Here is a 14347-nt window from a genome sequence, read left to right on the forward strand (position 1 = left end):
CGGTTTCACCGGCCTGTCGAGGACCATAGTCCATTTGGGTCAGGTTGCCACCCTCAATTTTGCGGATAGGACCGGAATGGGTTTTCAGTCATCCTGTGGGTGTTTCGAGAGTACAGAGATTATAGACACCCACGAAGATTGATACAATTTTCATTCAATCTGAGGCATTTCGTTCAAAAATCAGAAGGCCGAGCGGCTCGTCCGGGGAGGTTCAACCGAGGGCGACGTGCAGACCGACGGCATTCGGGGACAGGCCACACCCGCTCGGTGTGGCCTGTCTCGCATCCGGGCCCGTCTCCTATTCCGGCACCGTCACCGAGAACCTGATGCCGGCGTACCAGGCGGCGAGATCGGCGATGTCCTGGTCGCTCAGCGGTTTGGCGACGACCGACATCTGCGGGTCGGCCCGCTCGCCGCTGCGGAAGGCCTTCAGCTGCTTCTCGAGATAGATCGGGCTCTCGCCGGCGATGTTCGGCACATTCGGCATCTTCGCCAGGCCGTTGAGCCCGTGGCAGGCGGCGCATTGCCGTGCCTTGGCCCGGCCGGCGGCGCTGTCGCCGGCCGCCCAGGCCGCGTCGGGCGCCGCCGTCCCGGCCATCGCCAGCAGGGCCAGCCCCGCCTGAATCCGCTTGAGCATGACCCTGCCTCCCGTCGGCCTCGTCTCAGCCTTCATGCCAGATGCGATAGATCGCGCCGGCGAAGTCGTCGGAAACCAGCAGCGAACCGTCCGGCAGCTGCGCGATGTCGACCGGCCGGCCGAAATACTCGCCGGTGTCGGCCAGCCAGCCCTCGGCGAACACCTCGGTCGCGCCGGCGCTGCCGTCCGGCTTCACCGGGGTGAACATGATCCGCGCGCCGACCGGCGTGGTGCGGTTCCAGGAGCCGTGCTGGGCCGAGAAGACGCCGCCGCGATACTGCTCCGGGAAGGTCTTGCCGGTGTAGAACACCATGCCGAGATCGGCCGCATGCGCATCCATCTCGGCCACCGGCGGCACCGCATCCGCCGGCGGGTCGCTGTCCTTGTACTCCGCGGTGCGGACCGTGCCGCCGCCATACCAGGGGAAGCCGAAATGCTGGCCGGCCGCGGTGATGCGGTTCAGCTCGCCCGGCGGGGTGTCGTCGCCCATGCCGTCGACCTGGTTGTCGGTGAACCACAGCTCGCCATTGGCCGGGTTGAAGTCCATGCCGACGGAGTTGCGGATGCCGCGGGCGAACACCTCGCGCCCGGAGCCGTCCCGCGCCATCCGGATGATGCCGCCGATGCCGGCCTCGCCATACAGCGCGGCCTTCTCCGGCGGCGGCACGTTGAAGGGCTGGCCGAGCGAGACGTAGAGCTTGTTGTCCGGGCCGACCCGGCAGACCCGGGCGCCGTGGTTGAAGGACTCCTCGGCGGCCGGGATCAGCGTCTCCGCCACCACGCCGATCGCCGTGTCCGGGCCTTCGTAGAAGAACTCGGCGGCCGGGAAGACCAGCAGCCGGTTGTGCTCGACGACATGGAGGAAGCCGTCCTTGGAGAAGCAGACCCCGTTCGGCACCTTCATGTCGACCGAGGGCGCGAACACCTTCACCTCGTCCGCCACCCGGTCCTTGTTGCGGTCGGTCACCGCCCAGACCTGGGTCTTGCGCGTGCCGACGAAGACCATGCCGGTGCTGGGGCCGACCGCCATGTGCCGGGCGTCCGGCACCACGGCGTAGAGCGCGATCCTGAAGCCCGGCGGCAGCTTCACCTGCTGCAGGTTGGTCCGGATCTGGTCGGCGTAGTCGCCGGTCTGCGGCACCGTCTCCAGCTGCAGCGGGGTGCCGGTGACCTTGAAGTCCTGCAGCTTCTTGATGTTGCTGGACTGGCCGAAGGCGCCGCCTGAGACCGCGACCATGACGCCTGCCAGCAGAACCGCACGAATCCCTTTCATGGCGTCTCCCCCTTCTTTGATGCCGGGCGATGCTGCCGAAATGGAATTTCTGTTTGTGCCGGTCATTCGCCCGACGATTGCGCAGCCTCAGGGTAGATCGGCTTGCCGATCCGGAGAAGGGGCTCGCGGATCAAGGCACCGAAAGGATGATGCCGGCCGCGCCGGCGGCCAGCATCGCGACCGTCGCCGGCAGGATGCGCAGCGCCATCGCCCGGCCGCCGAGGGCGACGGCGAGCCCGGCCTTGACCAGGGTGTTCACCCCGGCCGCGATCAGCACCACCGTGGCGCCGGCGGCGATGTCGAGTCCGCCCTGGGTCAGCCGCGCCGCCGACAGGGTGATCGCGTCGACATCGGCCAGGCCGGAGACGGCGGCGAGCAGGTAGAGGCCGGCGACGCCGAGGGTGTCGTCCAGCACCTTCGACAACAGCAGCACCGCCGTGATCAGCGCCACGATCTTCAAGGCCGACCAGAGGTCCAGCGGGTTGCCGAGCGGCGGCGCCGCCTCGCTGGTCCGGTCGGAAGCGGCGCGCCACAGCCACAGGCCGCAGCCGATCGCCACCGCCGCGGCGCCGGCGAGGGACGCCGCCAGGGCCAGGGCCAGCGGCGGGTGCAGGACCAGGACCAGCACGCCGATGCGGATGACCATCACCGCCCAGGCGGCGACGATGCCGGCCGCCAGCGCCGGCGCCGCCTGGGGCGCGGCCTGCGCCTGGCGGGCGAAGACCAGGGTCAGCGCGGTGGAGGACACCAGGCCGCCGAGCAGCCCGGTCAGCAGGGTCCCGACCCGGGGTCCGGCGATCCGCACCGCGGCATAGCCGGCGAAGGACAGGCCGGCGACCAGCACCACCAGCCACCAGATCTTCGCCGGGTTGATCGCCTCCCAAGGGTCGAGCGCCCGGTCAGGCAGGAAGGGCGGCACGACCACGGCGATCAGCAGGAACTGCAGCGCCGCCGCGGTCTCGGTCGGGGTGAAGCGCTCCAGCCAGCCATGCAGCCGGGCCTTCTCGCGCAGCAGCAGGGCCACGACCACGGCGCCGCCGATGCCCGCTAGGTCGTGCCCGGTCCCGGCGGCGGCGCCGAGCAGGGCGGTGACCAGCATGGCGACCTCGGTGGTCAGGCCCAGGCTGCCCTGCTCGCGCCAATAGGCGGCCAGCATGTAGGCCCCGATCCCGGCCAGGAACAGCAGCAGCGGGCCGGGCCCGAGATCCGGCGCCAGGACTGCGGCGACGCCGGCGCCGAAGCCGGTGATGGCGAAGGTGCGAAGGCCGGCGGCGCGGCGCCCCTCCGGCCGGTCCCGGTCGGTCCAGCCGCGCTCCAGCCCGATGATCAGGCCGACGGCCAGGGCGGCGCCGAGGCGGAGGGCGACGGTAAGATCGTCCATCGCCGTCCGGCTCCGGTCAGCCGTTCAGCTTCTTCTTCAAAAGCTCGTTCAGCAGCGCTGGGTTGGCCTTGCCGCCCGAGGCCTTCATCACCTGGCCGACGAAGAACCCGAACAGCTTGTCCTTGCCCGAGCGGTATTCGACGACCTTGTCGGCCTGCGCCGCCATCACCTCATCGATCACCTTCTCGATCGCCCCGGTGTCGGTGACCTGCTTCAGCCCCTTGGCCTCGACGATGGCGCCGGCGTCCTGCCCGGTCTCCATCATCTCGGCGAAGACGTCCTTGGCGATGCGTCCGGAGATGGTGTTGTCGGCGATCAGGTCGACCAGCCCGCCCAGCTGCTCGGCCGACACCGGGCTGTCCTCGATCTCCTTGCCGGCCTTGGCCAGGCCGCCGAACAGCTCGTTGATCACCCAGTTGGCGGCCAGCTTCGGATCGCGCCCCTTGGCCGCGCGCTCGTAGAAGAAGGCCTTGGCCTGCTCCGCCACCAGCACGCCGGCATCATAGGCCGACAGGCCGTATTCGGCCATGAAGCGGGCCTTCTTCTCGTCCGGCAGCTCCGGCAGGGTCGCGGCGATGCGCTCGACGAAGCCGTCCTCCAGCACCAGCGGCAGCAGGTCCGGGTCCGGGAAGTAGCGGTAATCGTGCGCCTCTTCCTTGCTGCGCAGCGACCGCGTCTCGCCCTTGTTCGGATCCCACAGCCGGGTCTCCTGGTCGATCGATCCGCCGCCCTCCAGGATCTCGACCTGGCGCCGCGCCTCGAACTCGATCGCCGACATGACGTGGCGGATCGAGTTGACGTTCTTGACCTCGCAGCGGGTGCCGTAGGCGGTGTCGCCGACCTTGCGCACCGACACGTTGACGTCGCAGCGCATGGAGCCTTCCTCCATGTTGCCGTCGCAGGTGCCGAGATAGCGCAGGATCGAGCGCAGCTTGCGCAAGTAAGCCGCCGCGTCGTCCGGGCTGCGCAGGTCCGGCTCCGACACGATCTCCATCAGCGCCACACCGGAGCGGTTCAGGTCGACGAAGGTCTCGCGCGGCGACTGGTCGTGCAGGCTCTTGCCGGCATCCTGCTCCAGGTGCAGCCGGGTGATGCCGACCGTGCGCGCCGACCCGTCCGGCAGGTCGAGCACGATCTCGCCCGTCCCGACGATCGGGTCCTTGTACTGGCTGATCTGATAGCCCTGCGGCAGGTCGGCGTAGAAGTAGTTCTTGCGGTCGAACACCGAGCGGCGGTTGATCTGCGCCTTGAGGCCGAGGCCGGTCTTCACCGCCTGCTCGACGCAGTAGTCGTTGATCACCGGCAGCATGCCGGGCATGGCGGCGTCGACCAGGCTGACCTGGCTGTTCGGGGCCGCGCCGAAATCGGTGGCGGCGCCGGAGAACAGCTTGGCCTTGGAGATGACCTGGGCATGGACCTCCAGCCCGATCACCGTCTCCCAGGCGCCCGTCTCACCCTCGATCGTGTACATGGAACCGCTCGCACTCAAACCCTCCGGAAGCGAGACAGGGAGCGCGGAAGGGGCATCGGTGTCAAGGATTTCGGCGGTGCCGCCGTCACACCACGTTCAGCTCGACGATCGGCCGGTTCTCCAGGATGCGGGTGAAGGCGAAGGGCGACAGGTCGAGGCTGCGGAAGCCGCCGTAAGCGATCAGCTCGGCCACGCCGCGTCCTGCCGCCGGCGACTGCTGCAGCCCGTGGCCGGAGAAGCCGTTGGCGAAGATCAGGTTCGGCAGGTCAGGATGCGGCCCGATGATGGCGTTGTGGTCGACCGTGTTCATCTCGTAATGGCCGGCCCAGGAATTGACGACCTTCAGGCTCTCGAAGGCCGGCACCCGCTCGGCCAGGGCCGGCCACATCATCTCGTCGAACAGGCCGTGATCGACCGTCAGGTCCTCGGTGTCGGGGTCCTCGCCCGTGGGCGGGGCGCCGCAGATGAACAGGTTGCCCTCGGGCCGGAACCAGACGCCCGAGGGGTCGATCACCAGCGGGCAGCCCTCCAGCGTCTGGCGGCAGTCGAAGACGAAGACGCAGCGCTTGCGGCCATCGACCGGCAGGTCGATCCCGGCCAGCGCCGCGACCCTGCCGGCCTGCGGCCCGGCGGCGTTGACCAGGGTGCCGCAGCCGACCCGGCCGCCCTGCGCCAGGGTCACGCCGGTGACCCGTCCGCCGGCCCGGTCGATGCCGGTGACGGTGTCGGTGATGTAGGTGGCGCCGAGCGACCGCGCCTTGCGCTTGAATGCCTGCAGCAGGCTGTAGCCGTCGAACCAGCCCTCGCCCGCCAGGCCCAGAGAGCCGGCGGCGAGGCCATCGGTGTTCAGCCAGGGGAAGCGCTCGGCCAGCCGGTCCGGCGCCATCAGGTCCACGGCGACGCCCTCGCCCAACTGCATCTCGTGATTGGCCTGCAGCGCCGGCAGCCCGGCCGGGGTGGCCAGGAACAGATATCCCTTTTCGTGGAAGCCGAAATCCGGCACCTCGCCGTCGACCTCGAGCCAGCGCTCGGGATGCTTCAGCACCTCCAGCCCGAAGCGGGACACCGCCACGTTGAAGGGGGTGGAGAATTGCTGCCGGATCGAGGAGGCGGACAGCGCCGAGGAGGCGGTGCGGTAGGTCGGGTCGCGCTCGATGACCGCGACCGTGCCGTCGAAGCCCGGCTCCAGCATCAGGAAGCAGGCCACGGCGCTGCCGATGGCACCGCCGCCGATGATGACCACGTCGAAGCTGTCCGCCATGCCCGCACCCTGCCCGGAGTTTCCCGACTCCTACGCCGCCGCCCGCGGCTCCGCAATCAGGATTTTTCCGATCGGAAACAGATGCGATGTGTGGCGGCGCATGCTTAGCTGCGGCGCATGGACAAAGACGCGCCCCAGAGCCTCGGCCCGCGGCTGAAGGCGCTGCGCCGGACCCGCGGCTGGACGCTGGAGGCGGCGTCCGAACGCACGGGCTTGGCCAAGTCGACCCTGTCGAAGATCGAGAACGGCCGGATGTCGCCGACGGTCGAGGTGCTGCTGAAGCTGTCGCAGGGCTTCGGCGTCGACCTGGCCGGGCTGTTCGGCGAGGCCCGGCCGGACCCGGCGGCGCGCAGCCTGACCCGGGCCGGCACCGGGCCGCGGCATGAGACCCGCAGCTACAGCCACGAGCTGCTGGGCGCTGACCTGGCGGGCAAGCGCATCACGCCGGTGCGGGCCCGCGTCAAGGCCCGGACCCTGCTCGACTACGGGCCGCTGGACCAGCATGAGGGCCAGCAGTTCCTCCTGGTCCTGTCCGGCGCGGTGACGATGCATTTCGCCGGCGACGCGCCGCTCCGCCTGGCCGCCGGCGACAGCCTCTATTTCGACACGCGCACGCCGCACGCCGTCCTCTCGGACGGGCCGGAGGAGGCGGAGATCCTGTGGATCCATGCGGGGTGAGGCAACAGCAGGATCCCCCCTGGTGTCATTGCCGGGCTTGACCCGGCAATCCAGAGAGCGTCGACGCTCCCTGGATGCCCGGGTCAAGCCCGGGCATGACAGTGAAATAAAGGGCTGGAGCCTTACTTCGCCCGCAGCGGCTTCAGCGCCTCGGCCCAGCGGGCCAGCTCGTCCAGCATCCCGGTCGCGGCCTTGGCCTGGCCTTCGGGGACGGTGAGCTTGCCGTCGGCCACCGCGTTCCAGGCCATCGGGATCGCCACCGCCTCGGTCAGCGGCACCATCTTCAGCGTGGTCAGGGTCAGCTTCTCGACCTGGACCGAGCGCATGCCCCCCGAGGCGCCGCCATAGCTGACGAAGCCGGCCGGCTTGTAATTCCATTCCAGATACAGGTAGTTCAGCGCGTTCAGCAGCGACGGCGGCGGGCCGAAATTGTATTCCGGCGTGACGAAGACGAAGGCGTCGGCGGCGCTGACGCTGGCGGCCCAGCGCTTGGTGTGCTCGTGCACATAGCGCTGCAGCCGCGGATGCTCCGGCTCGTCGAACACCGGCAGGTCGAAATCCTTGAGGTCGACCAGCGACGCATCGAATTTTCCATGGCCGGCGGCGATCTCCTGGAACCAGGAGGCGACCACGGGGCCGATCCGGGTCGGCCGGGTGCTGCAGATGATGGTGTGGAGCTTGAGCGGCACGGCAGTCTCCCGTTGCGGGTGCGAGTCGAGCTGAAGCCGTGATCTTCGCGGCGGCCGGCCGCCGGCGCAAGCGCGCCTATTCGGGGCTCGCCATGGCGGTGTGGGGCTCGGTGCAGCCGAGACCTACAGGAAGCGGATGCGCAGCTCGTCGTCATAGGCGCGGCCGCCGATCCGCAGCGCGCCCGGCTCGACGCCGTAGACCTTGAAGCCGTGCCGCTCGTAGAGGCGGCGGGCCGGCTCGGCCTCGGTGATCACGGCCAGCAGCACCGCGTCCAGGCCTTCCGCCCGGGCATGGTCCAGCACCGCCTCGACCAGCGCGTCGGCGGCGCCGCTGCCGCGCGCCTCGGGCCGGACATACATCCGCACCAGCGTGCCCCGGTGGCGGCGCTTGACCGTCTTCTCCAGAGCCAGCCCGGCGAGGCCGAGCAGTCGGCCGTCCCGCTCCGCCGCGAAGGTCGGCACCTCCTCGACGCGCCGGGCGAAATCGTCCAGCGACAGCCCGGCTTCCGTCTCGTAGGTGGAGCCGAACGCTTCGGGGTGGCGCTCCAGCCCCTCCAGGCGGATCTCCCGATAGGCTGCGGCATCCTCGGGCCCGAGCCGGCGGATGCTGAAGCCCGTCATCGTCAGGAAATGGTCTGCGGCAGGGCGGTGAAGCCGGCCGCCTGCTCCATCACCCCGGCGACGCGCAGCACCGTCTCCTCGTCGAAAGGCCGGCCGAGCAGCTGCAGGCCCAGCGGCAGCCCGTCGTCGCCGAGGCCGGCCGGCACCGACAGGCCCGGCAGCCCGGCCAGCGAGGCCGGCACGGTGAACACGTCGTTGAGATACATCGCGATCGGGTCGTCCTGCTTCTCGCCGATGGCGAAGGCGGTGGACGGCGCCGTCGGCGTCAGGATCACGTCGCAGCGCTTGTACGCTTCGGTGAAGTCGCGGGCGATCAGCGTCCGCAGCTTCTGCGCCTTGGTGTAGTAGGCGTCGTAATAGCCGGCCGACAGCACATAGGTGCCGATCATCACCCGGCGCTTCACCTCGCGGCCGAAGCCGGCGGCGCGGGTGTTCTCGTACAGCTCGTTCAGGGACCCGCCGGTCTCGCGCAGGCCGTAGCGCACGCCGTCATAGCGCGCCAGGTTCGACGAGGCCTCGGCCGGGGCGACGATGTAGTAGGTCGGCAGCGCGTACTTCGTGTGCGGCAGCGAGACCTCGACGATCTCCGCCCCCGCGGCGCGCAGCCATTCGGCGCCCTGCTGCCAGACGCGCTCGATCTCCGCCGGCATGCCGTCGACCCGGTATTCCTTCGGGATGCCGACCTTCAGGCCGCGGACGTCGCCGGTCAGCGCCGCCTCGAAATCCGGCACCGCCATGTCGACGCTGGTCGAATCCTTCGGGTCGAAGCCGGCCATCGAGCGCAGCATGATCGCCGCGTCCCGCACAGTCCGCGCCATCGGCCCGGCCTGGTCTAGCGAGGAGGCGAAGGCGACCACGCCCCAGCGCGAGCAGCGGCCATAGGTCGGCTTGATGCCGACGATGCCAGTGAAGGCGGCGGGCTGGCGGATCGACCCGCCGGTGTCGGTGCCGGTGGCGGCCAGGGCGATGCGGGCCGCGACCGAAGCAGCCGAGCCGCCGGAGGAGCCGCCCGGCACCAGCTTGGCGTTGCCGCCATCCTGCCGCCGCCAGGGGTTCTCGACATTGCCGAAGGCCGAGGTGATGTTGGCCGAGCCCATGGCGAACTCGTCCATGTTCAGCTTGCCCAGCATCACCGCGCCGTCGCGCCAGAGATGGCTGGTGACGGTCGATTCATAGGGCGGCACGAAGTTGCCGAGGATCCGGCTGGCGGCCGTGGTCCGCACGCCTTCGGTGCAGAACAGGTCCTTGATGGCGATCGGCAGGCCCTCGAGCGGGCCGCCCTCGCCCCGCGCCAGGCGGGCGTCGGAGGCCTTGGCCATCTCCAGCGCCTTGTCCGGCGTCTCGGTGACGAAGGCGTTGAGCTCCCGCAGGCTCTCCATGGCCTGGATATGCGCCGTGGTCAGCTCGACCGAGGAGATCTCGCGCTTCTTCAGCGCATCGCGCGCGCCGGCGAGGGTCAGGTGGGTCGGCTTCGACATCACTCGACCACCTTCGGCACGGTGAAGAACCCGGCCTTGGCCGAGGGCGCGTTGGCCAGAACCTTCTCGGGATAGCCGCCGTCGGTCACCTCGTCCGGACGGCGCCGCAGCCCCTGCTGGGCCACGCTGGTCATCGGCTCGACCCCGTCGGTATTGACCTCGGCCAGTTGCTCGACGAAGTCCAGGATCTTGGACAATTCGCCGGTCATGGAATCGAGGTCCGCCTCGTCCAGGCGGATGCGGGCCAGATGCGCGATCTTCGCGACGGTGGCTCTGTCGAGCGACATGTCGTAGTCATCTCCGGGGATCGGAGGCCGCCCCGGGCCGGCATGGGGCCGGAACCGCGGGGGACGGCCGACGGCAAGCGGCGCGGAAGGTAACACCCGATATGGCGGTCTGCAATCTTCGCGACCTGAAGGCCCGTCTGCCCCCCGGCGGGCGGCTGATCGGCCTCGATCTGGGCGAGAAGACGATCGGCATGGCGGTGTCCGACCCCGGCCTGTCGCTGGCCTCCCCGATCGGCACCATCCGCCGCACCAGGTTCACGCCGGACGCGCAGGAGCTGCTGCGCATCGTCGACGACCGCGGCGTCGCCGGCCTCGTCATCGGCCTGCCGGTCAACATGGACGGCAGCGAGGGGCCGCGCTGCCAGTCGGTGCGTGCCTTCGCCAAGGACCTCCTGAAGCTGCGCGACCTGCCGATCGCCTTCTGGGACGAGCGGCTGTCGACCATGGCGGTGCAGCGCCAGATGATCGAGTTCGACGTCACCCGGAAGAAGCGCGCCAAGGCGGTGGACACTGCGGCCGCCGCCTGGATCCTGCAGGGCGCGCTGGACGCGCTGCGGTTCGGCGGGTAATGCGGGCCCGACGGATGTCCTAGTCGCCGCCGAACAGCCACTGCACGACGGCCAGCAAAGCATAGAGGCTCGCCAGCAGCCAGGCGATCGCCAGGGCCGCGGCGCCCCTTTGCCCCCTTGGCCGCGCCTCCGTGCTGGGCCAGAGGCGCAAGAGGGCCAAGCCGATGGCGGCGCCGGCCAAAGCCCCACCGAAATGCGCGCCGTAATCGACCTCGCCGCCGCCGAGGGCCGGGAGGAGCGGCAGCAGGGCCGGGATCAGCACCTGCACGGCACTGATCTGCAGCTGGGTGCGAACGCGCCCGACCGGGAAATGGTAAGCGCAGGCGAACAGGGCCGCGAACACCGCCGTGATCGCGCCCGAGGCGCCGACGGCGACGACGTTCTCCGGATTGACCGCCAGCGACACCAGCGATCCGCAGACCGCCCCCGCCCCGAAGACGGCGGCGAACCAGGATCGGCCCACGACCGTTTCGAGCACGCGCCCGCCCAGGAACAGCGCCAGGCCGTTCAGCATCAGGTGGAATAGGTCCGCATGCAGGAACGGCGCGGACAGCAGCCGGTACCATTGGCCGAATTCCAGCACCAGGAACCGGTTTAGCGCGCCGAAATCCACCAGGGTCCCGATCGACGGTTCCAGGGCGCCGGTCCATGGCTCGGTCCCCGACCCGATCTCGGCCGCGAATACTGCGATCAGCACGGCGAGGATCGTGCCGGTCAGGATCGGCCAGCGGGGTGCCGGGATTGCGACCGGTTCCGGCGGACGCAGGTCCTCAACGGCAAGCCGGGGCTGGCGCAGGAGGCGCTCGATCGCCGGCCGGCCGGCCAGCAGCCCCCTGAACGGCATGTTGCTCCAGACCGTCAGCGCTGCGGTGTCGACGATGGTCGCCACGAGGATGGTCTTGACCCTGCGCCGGAAGGCCTGCAGGCACAGGCGCCGCGCCGGCGAGTCCCACCCCGGCCCCACCTCGAACACCTGGATCGACATCGGCATCTTCTGGCCATGAATCCGGCCCGTCCGGCCAAGGCACGCCCGGCCGATCCGTTCGGCTTCGGAAACGGTCAGGCCGAATTTCGCGTCGGGCCGCGCCTCGCCGTCGACGACGCAGAGGATCGCAAGCCCATAGCCGTCATAGCGCGTCAGGACGATGTCGCAATGCGCCGCCAGCTCCGCGGCTTCCGGCACGCAGCCATACCGGAACCCCTTCCGGGCGACGTGATACCTGGCCAGGTAGGTTGCGAAGGTATCGGCCTGCGGCTCCCCCGCCGCAGTGAGTTCGACATCGGCAAACGCTGACACGCTGGCTCCCCCTCCGGCGTTGCCGCTCCGGGACAATGCCGCTGAATGCCAGAGCCGACGTCTTTCGCCAATGGCGAAGGCCGGCACCGCCTCCTCTCTAATCCACCGCGATCTGGTCCGGCTCGCTCCGCGCCAGCCGGGCCAGCGTCTCCAGCGCCTCGCGCAGCACCTCGGGCGCCGGCGAGGCCAGGGCCAGCCGCACCGCGGCCGGGGCGTGGCCCGGACCGGTGGCATAGGCGGGGCCGGGGGTGAGCGCGATGCCCCCGCGGGCGGCCGCGGCGGTGAAGGCCTCCGCCCGCCAGCCTTCCGGCAGGTCGAGCCAGAGGTGATAGGCGCGCGGGGCGCCCCGGACCTCCAGCCCGTCCAGCGCCGCCCGGGCGATCGCCTGGCGGGTGCGGGCGTCCTGCCGCTTCTCCGCCACCAGCGCCGCCACCGTGCCGTCGGCCATCCAGCGCGACGCCGCCTCCAGCGCCAGCCCGCCCGGGCTCCAGGGGCCGGAGCGGATCGCCGCCACCATGCGCTCGACCAAAGCGCGCGGCGGCACGGCGAAGCCCAGGGTCAGGCCGGGCGCGAGGCGCTTGGACAGGCTGTCGACCACGATCGCATGCTCCGGCGCCAGCGCCGCCAGCGGCACCTCGTCGGCCAGGAAGCTGAACACCCGGTCCTCGATCGCGACCAGATCGAGCCGCTGCAGCAGCGCCGCCAGATCGGCCCGCCGGCCCGGCGGCATCGACAGGCCGAGCGGGTTGTGCAGCACCGGCTGCAGATAGACCCCGCGCAGCGGCGACGCGTGGTGCGCCGCCTCCAACGCGTCCGGCCGCAGCCCTTCGGCGTCCATCGCGATCGGCACCAGGGCGATGCCGAGCCGGGCGGCGATGCCCTTGATCACCGGATAGGTCAGCGCCTCGACCCCGACCCGACCGCCGACCGGCGCCAGCGCCGACAGCGCCGCCGCGATCGCCTGCCGGCCGTTGCCGGCGAACAGCACCCGCGCCGGTTCCGGCGACCAGCCGGGCTGCGCCAGGAACGACGCCGCCACCGCCCGCGCCGCCTGGGTGCCGGCCGCCGGCACCGCCCGCAGCGCCAGGCCCAACGCGTCCGGCCGCATCAGCGCCTGCAGTCCCTGCGCCAGGGCGGCGGGCTGGCCGGGCAGGATCGGGAAGCTGGATTCGAGATTGATCGGCGCCTGCCACGGCTCCGCCAGCACCGAGGCCGGAACCGGCGCCGCGGCGCGGACGAAGGTGCCGCGCCCGACCTCGCCCGACACCAGCCCGCGCCGCGTCAGCTCGGCATAGACCCGGGCGGCGGTGGAGGCGGCGATGCCGCGGCGATAGGCGAAGTCGCGCTGCGGCGGCAGCCGGTCGCCCGGGCGCAATTGCCCCGAGGCGATCTCGCCGGCGACGGCGTCGGCAATGCTGCGGAAATCGTCCAGCATCCTAAATTGCTCCGAGAGCAATACTGTGATTGCACCGACATCATGCTCGGATCAATCTCGGAATGCAATCCCGCAGTTTCGGCGCCCGAGCATCGTGCCCCCGCCGGCTGCGGGCCAACAGGAGACCTCCCATGTCGACGCGCGTTGTCGAGCGCCGCGTTCCCCGCTCTGCCCTGCCCCGCTCCGCGGCCTTCGCCGGATGGCGGCAGGTCTTCGGCCTGTGGCTGCGGCGCGCGCGAACCCGACGACAGCTCGACGCGCTGAGCGACCACGAGCTGCGCGATCTCGGCCTCGACCGCGGCGCCGCCATGCGCGAGGCGGCGAAACCGTTCTGGCGAGGCTGAGCCTCGCCTGATCCCGGCCGGCGGGGTATGGTGGGCGAAGAGCCCCTGCCCTGCCGGAGGCGGCGCCCAGCCGCAGCCCGATGACCGACATCTCGGCCGAGACCCTGCTGCGGACGGAGATCGTCGCGATCCGCGATGTCGTCTGCGACGGCGCCTGCCGGCACAAGAGCGCCGAGGAATGCGCGGCGGCCACCCATCTGGTGTTCCCCTATCGCGGCGTCTTCGTCCGCCATCTCGGCACCGACGACGCGGTGGCCGAGGCCAACCAGGTGCTGTTCTTCAACCCGGGCGAGGGTTACCGGGTCAGCCACCCGGTCGCGGGTGGCGATTCCTGCCTGGACCTCGTGGTCGATGACGCGCTGCTGCGCGAGCTGGCGCCGCCGGAGCTGCTGCATGAGGGCGCGACGACGGCGTTCCGCCCACACCGGCTGCGCATCGATGCGCGCAGCCAGGCTCTCGTGGCGCTGCTGCGGCACAGCCTGAAGCGCCGCGCCGCCGAGACGCTGGAGGCGGAGACCCTGGCGCTGACCCTGGTGCGCCGCGCCATCGGCGAGCGCACCTCGCACAAGGCGGGCGCCAGCCGCGGCCTGCAGAAGCTGGTCGACCGGGCCAAGCTGGCGCTGTCCGCCGATCTCGCGCGGCGCTGGACCCTGGCCGAGATCGCGGCCGAGGTCGGCGTCTCGCCGGTCTACCTCACGCAGGTGTTCCGGCAGGTCGAGGGCATGCCGCTGTACCGCTACCAGCTGCGCCTGAGGCTGGCGCGGGCGCTGGACCTGCTGGGCGGGTACGACGACCTCACCGCGCTCGGCCTCGATCTCGGCTTCTCCAGCCACAGCCATTTCAGCGCCGCCTTCCGCCAGGCCTATGGCCGCACCCCGGCGGAATTCCAGCGCTCGGTCCGCCTGCGCTGACCGCCGCAAGTCCCT

15 protein-coding genes are annotated in these 14347 nt (G+C 70.7%); 4 read left to right on the plus strand and 11 right to left on the minus strand.

Going from position 1 to position 14347, the window contains the following annotated elements; genetic code table 11:
• Positions 1-298: 298 nt before the first annotated feature.
• The 5 genes from LG391_RS08255 to LG391_RS08275 all read right to left on the minus strand — a co-directional run bounded on the left by LG391_RS08255 (position 299) and on the right by LG391_RS08275 (position 6023).
• Positions 299-637 (minus strand): cytochrome c, encoded by a 339-nt coding sequence (locus LG391_RS08255; protein WP_225767494.1) that lies wholly within the window; start codon positions 635-637, stop codon positions 299-301.
• 25 nt (positions 638-662) lie between these two features.
• Positions 663-1910 carry a PQQ-dependent sugar dehydrogenase gene (locus tag LG391_RS08260; protein ID WP_225767495.1) on the minus strand — a complete coding sequence of 416 codons (1248 nt, stop codon included), beginning with the start codon at positions 1908-1910 and terminating at the stop codon, positions 663-665.
• A gap of 130 nt (positions 1911-2040) precedes the next feature.
• Positions 2041-3291 (minus strand): DUF4010 domain-containing protein, encoded by a 1251-nt coding sequence (locus tag LG391_RS08265; protein WP_225767496.1) that lies wholly within the window; start codon positions 3289-3291, stop codon positions 2041-2043.
• Positions 3292-3307: 16 nt separating this feature from the next.
• Positions 3308-4762: an Asp-tRNA(Asn)/Glu-tRNA(Gln) amidotransferase subunit GatB gene (gatB, locus tag LG391_RS08270; protein WP_225767497.1), complete on the minus strand. Its 1455-nt coding sequence runs from the start codon at positions 4760-4762 to the stop codon at positions 3308-3310.
• An 85-nt stretch (positions 4763-4847) separates the two neighbouring features.
• Positions 4848-6023: an FAD-binding oxidoreductase gene (locus tag LG391_RS08275; RefSeq protein ID WP_225767498.1), complete on the minus strand. Its 1176-nt coding sequence runs from the start codon at positions 6021-6023 to the stop codon at positions 4848-4850.
• 117 nt (positions 6024-6140) lie between these two features.
• On the opposite strand from LG391_RS08275, the gene LG391_RS08280 reads away from it, so the two are divergent.
• Positions 6141-6701 (plus strand): helix-turn-helix domain-containing protein, encoded by a 561-nt coding sequence (locus LG391_RS08280; RefSeq protein WP_225767499.1) that lies wholly within the window; start codon positions 6141-6143, stop codon positions 6699-6701.
• A 122-nt stretch (positions 6702-6823) separates the two neighbouring features.
• On the opposite strand, the gene LG391_RS08285 is transcribed toward LG391_RS08280, so the two are convergent.
• From LG391_RS08285 to gatC, 4 genes are all read right to left on the minus strand, one after another.
• Positions 6824-7390 (minus strand): NADPH-dependent FMN reductase, encoded by a 567-nt coding sequence (locus LG391_RS08285; protein ID WP_225767500.1) that lies wholly within the window; start codon positions 7388-7390, stop codon positions 6824-6826.
• Between the two features lie 123 nt (positions 7391-7513).
• Positions 7514-8011 carry a GNAT family N-acetyltransferase gene (locus LG391_RS08290; protein ID WP_225767501.1) on the minus strand — a complete coding sequence of 166 codons (498 nt, stop codon included), beginning with the start codon at positions 8009-8011 and terminating at the stop codon, positions 7514-7516.
• Between the two features lie 2 nt (positions 8012-8013).
• Positions 8014-9489 carry an Asp-tRNA(Asn)/Glu-tRNA(Gln) amidotransferase subunit GatA gene (gene gatA, locus LG391_RS08295; RefSeq protein ID WP_225767502.1) on the minus strand — a complete coding sequence of 492 codons (1476 nt, stop codon included), beginning with the start codon at positions 9487-9489 and terminating at the stop codon, positions 8014-8016.
• Positions 9489-9776, minus strand: a complete 288-nt coding sequence (gene gatC / locus LG391_RS08300; protein ID WP_225767503.1) for an Asp-tRNA(Asn)/Glu-tRNA(Gln) amidotransferase subunit GatC — start codon at positions 9774-9776, stop codon at positions 9489-9491. The genes gatA and gatC overlap by 1 nt, the downstream gene beginning before the upstream one ends.
• Positions 9777-9877: 101 nt before the next feature.
• Here gatC and ruvX point away from each other — a divergent pair, with 101 nt between their 5' ends.
• Entirely contained in the window at positions 9878-10345 is a 468-nt protein-coding gene (gene ruvX, locus LG391_RS08305; RefSeq protein WP_225767504.1) for a Holliday junction resolvase RuvX, read from the plus strand.
• Between the two features lie 19 nt (positions 10346-10364).
• Here ruvX and LG391_RS08310 read toward each other — a convergent pair whose 3' ends face one another.
• Positions 10365-11729 carry a rhomboid family intramembrane serine protease gene (locus tag LG391_RS08310; RefSeq protein ID WP_225767505.1) on the minus strand — a complete coding sequence of 455 codons (1365 nt, stop codon included), beginning with the start codon at positions 11727-11729 and terminating at the stop codon, positions 10365-10367.
• Positions 11730-11739: 10 nt separating this feature from the next.
• Positions 11740-13077, minus strand: coding sequence for a PLP-dependent aminotransferase family protein (locus LG391_RS08315; RefSeq protein WP_225767506.1), 1338 nt, complete (start codon positions 13075-13077; stop codon positions 11740-11742).
• 131 nt (positions 13078-13208) lie between these two features.
• Between LG391_RS08315 and LG391_RS08320 the strand changes: the two genes are divergently transcribed.
• Both LG391_RS08320 and LG391_RS08325 read left to right on the plus strand, forming a co-directional pair.
• The gene (locus LG391_RS08320; RefSeq protein WP_225767507.1) at positions 13209-13421 is read left to right on the plus strand and encodes a DUF1127 domain-containing protein; all 213 of its coding nucleotides are present in this window, start codon (positions 13209-13211) and stop codon (positions 13419-13421) included.
• An 80-nt stretch (positions 13422-13501) separates the two neighbouring features.
• The gene (locus tag LG391_RS08325; RefSeq protein ID WP_225767508.1) at positions 13502-14332 is read left to right on the plus strand and encodes an AraC family transcriptional regulator; all 831 of its coding nucleotides are present in this window, start codon (positions 13502-13504) and stop codon (positions 14330-14332) included.
• Positions 14333-14347 lie beyond the last annotated feature (15 nt).

Origin of the sequence: Inquilinus sp. Marseille-Q2685, from assembly GCF_916619195.1 — a bacterium.
In the GTDB taxonomy this organism is placed as follows: Bacteria; Pseudomonadota; Alphaproteobacteria; order DSM-16000; family Inquilinaceae; genus Inquilinus.